This is a genomic window from Streptomyces sp. NPDC058674 (genome assembly GCF_042716505.1).
In the GTDB taxonomy this organism is placed as follows: Bacteria; Actinomycetota; Actinomycetes; order Streptomycetales; family Streptomycetaceae; genus Streptomyces.
In genome coordinates this window covers 1-2,508 of record NZ_JBHXSC010000140.1, presented here as the reverse complement: position 1 = coordinate 2,508, position 2,508 = coordinate 1, and the positions used below count along the sequence as shown (strand labels likewise).

Below are 2,508 nucleotides of genomic sequence, written 5' to 3'. Positions count from 1 at the left end.
CCTCCACACCTACAACCACCACCGCTGCCACACCGCACTCGACGGCAAGCCACCCATCAGCCGTGTGAACAACGCTGCGGGTCAATACATCTAGGTCCTGTCGTCAAAGTGGCGCCGGGCCAGGCGGGACTTTGACGACAGGGCCTGGCCGCGGCGCCGCGCGCTCCGGTCGTGAACGCGCGAGGGCCCCGCTGCCGGTGACGGCGGCGGGGCCCTGCTGCGTACGGTGCGGAGCTAGACCGCGGCGGCGGCCAGGGCCGCCTCGCCGTCGAGGGTGACGGCGACGGCCTGGATCACCGAGGCGATCTTGAAGGCCTCCTGGACGGTCTCGCGGTCGACGCCGGCCTTGCGCAGGACCTGCTCGTGCGAGTCCAGGCACTGGCCGCAGCCGTTGATCGCGGAGACGGCGAGCGACCACAGCTCGAAGTCGACCTTCTCCACGCCCGGGTTGCCGATGACGTTCATCCGCAGGCCCGCCCGCAGCGTGCCGTACTCCGGGTCGGAGAGCAGGTGGCGGGTGCGGTAGAAGACGTTGTTCATCGCCATGATCGCGGCGGCGGACTTGGCGGCCGTGTAGGCCTCCGGCGACAGGTTCGCCTTCGCCTCCGGCTCCAGCTCACGCAGGACCTGCGGGGAGCGGGCGGCGATGGCGCAGGACAGGACCGTGCCCCACAGCTGCTGGGCGGGCAGGCCGCTGTTGCCGATGACCGAGCCGAGGTTCAGCTTCAGGTCCTTGGCGAAGTCCGGTACGGCCGCCTTGAGGGAGTCCAGGGACATCCGTCACTCACCGGCCAGCAGGGAGCCGGCGTCCAGGGTGCCCTCGCCCTTGTTCCAGTTGCACGGGCACAGCTCGTCGGTCTGCAGGGCGTCGAGGACCCGCAGGACCTCCTTGGGGTTACGGCCCACGGAACCGGCGGTCACCATCGTGAACTGGATCTCGTTGTTCTGGTCGACGATGAAGACGGCGCGCTGGGCGAAGCCGTCCTCGCCCTGCACGCCACAGGCCTGCATGAGCTCGTGCTTGGAGTCGGCCAGCATCGGGAAGGGCAGGTCACGCAGGTCGGCGTGGTCCTTGCGCCAGGCGTGGTGGACGAACTCGGAGTCGCCGGAGACGCCGAGGACCTGGGCGTCGCGGTCCAGGAACTCCTCGTTCAGCTTGCCGAAGGCGGCGATCTCGGTCGGGCAGACGAAGGTGAAGTCCTTCGGCCAGAAGAACACCACGCGCCACTTGCCCTCATAGGTCTTGTGGTCGATCTGGGCGAACTCGCTGCCGGCTTCGAGCGAGACGCAGGCGGTCAGATCGTAGGTGGGGAACTTGTCACCGACAGTGAGCACGTGCTCTCCTTGCGACAGGGAAAGGAACCCTTTTGGGGGCTTTCCTAGGGGTTGGACTGATCTCACATGCTGGCACACCTGCATTGATTACAGAAATCGTTACTGTTGTTTCGAGTGATCGGAGGTGCCTATCAGTGGCTATCGGTAATAGAGGAGCGAAGCAGCCGACCCTGGCGCAGCTGCGCGCCTTCGCGGCGGTCGCCGAGCACCTGCACTTCAGGGACGCGGCCGCGGCCATCGGGATGAGCCAGCCCGCCCTCTCCGGCTCCGTCTCCGCGCTGGAGGAGGCCCTGGGGGTGCAGCTGCTGGAGCGGACCACCCGCAAGGTGCTGCTCTCCCCGGCGGGGGAGCGGATCGCCGCCCGGGCGCGGGCGGTGCTGGAAGCCGTGGGCGGGCTGCTCGAGGAGGCCGAGGCGGTACGGGCCCCCTTCACCGGGGTCCTGCGGCTCGGGGTGATCCCCACCGTCGCGCCCTACCTGCTGCCGACCGTGCTCGGGCTCTTCCACCGGCGCTACCCGCGGATGGACCTCCAGGTGCACGAGGAGCAGACCTCCTCGCTGCTGGAGGGACTGTCCGGAGGCCGGCTGGACCTGCTGCTGCTGGCGGTGCCGCTCGGCGTCCCCGGCGTCACCGAACTGCCGCTCTTCGACGAGGACTTCGTCCTCCTCGCGCCCCGGGAGCACCCGCTGGCCGGACGCCGGGACATCCCGCGCGAGGAACTGCGCGGCCTCCAGCTGCTGCTGCTCGACGAGGGCCACTGCCTCCGGGACCAGGCGCTCGACATCTGCCGTGACGCGGGGCGCACGGCGGGCGCGGACGTCACGACCACCGCCGCCGGCCTGTCCACCCTCGTACAACTGGTCGCCGGGGGGCTGGGGGTGACGCTGCTGCCGCGCACCGCGCTGCGGCTGGAGACCGCCCGCAACGAGTACCTGGCGACGGGGTACTTCGCCGAGCCGGTCCCCTCGCGGCGGATCGCCCTGGCCATGCGCACGGGGACCGCCCGGCAGGAGGAGTTCCGGGCGGTCGCCGCCGCCCTGCGGGAAGCCGTACGCCCGCTGCCCGTGTGGCCCACGGACTAGGTGTATTGATCACGAGCGTTGTTGACACTCGGCAGGTCTTGAACATGACGAAGACCTCCGGTGTGGTGGGAGCTGTCTAGGAACTCACCAC

Annotated in this window: 3 protein-coding genes; 1 reads left to right on the top strand and 2 read right to left on the bottom strand. The window is 69.6% G+C overall.

From position 1 onward, the window contains the following. Nucleotides 1-234: 234 nt before the first annotated feature. Both ACFWU6_RS33635 and ACFWU6_RS33630 read right to left on the bottom strand, forming a co-directional pair. On the bottom strand, nucleotides 235-777 hold the full coding sequence (locus ACFWU6_RS33635; protein WP_383812304.1) for an alkyl hydroperoxide reductase: 543 nt from the start codon (nucleotides 775-777) through the stop codon (nucleotides 235-237). Nucleotides 778-780: 3 nt separating this feature from the next. Next, entirely contained in the window at nucleotides 781-1,335 is a 555-nt protein-coding gene (locus ACFWU6_RS33630) for a peroxiredoxin (RefSeq protein WP_267718255.1), read from the bottom strand. A gap of 134 nt (nucleotides 1,336-1,469) precedes the next feature. Here ACFWU6_RS33630 and ACFWU6_RS33625 point away from each other — a divergent pair, with 134 nt between their 5' ends. Next, entirely contained in the window at nucleotides 1,470-2,417 is a 948-nt protein-coding gene (locus ACFWU6_RS33625; protein WP_383812302.1) for a LysR substrate-binding domain-containing protein, read from the top strand. The last annotated feature ends 91 nt before the right edge of the window (nucleotides 2,418-2,508 follow it).

Bases quoted from the DNA above. Each gene is read 5' to 3' on its own strand.
- ACFWU6_RS33635 (WP_383812304.1), bottom strand. From the start codon at position 777: ATGTCCCTGGACTCCCTCAAGGCGGCCGTACCGGACTTCGCCAAGGAC.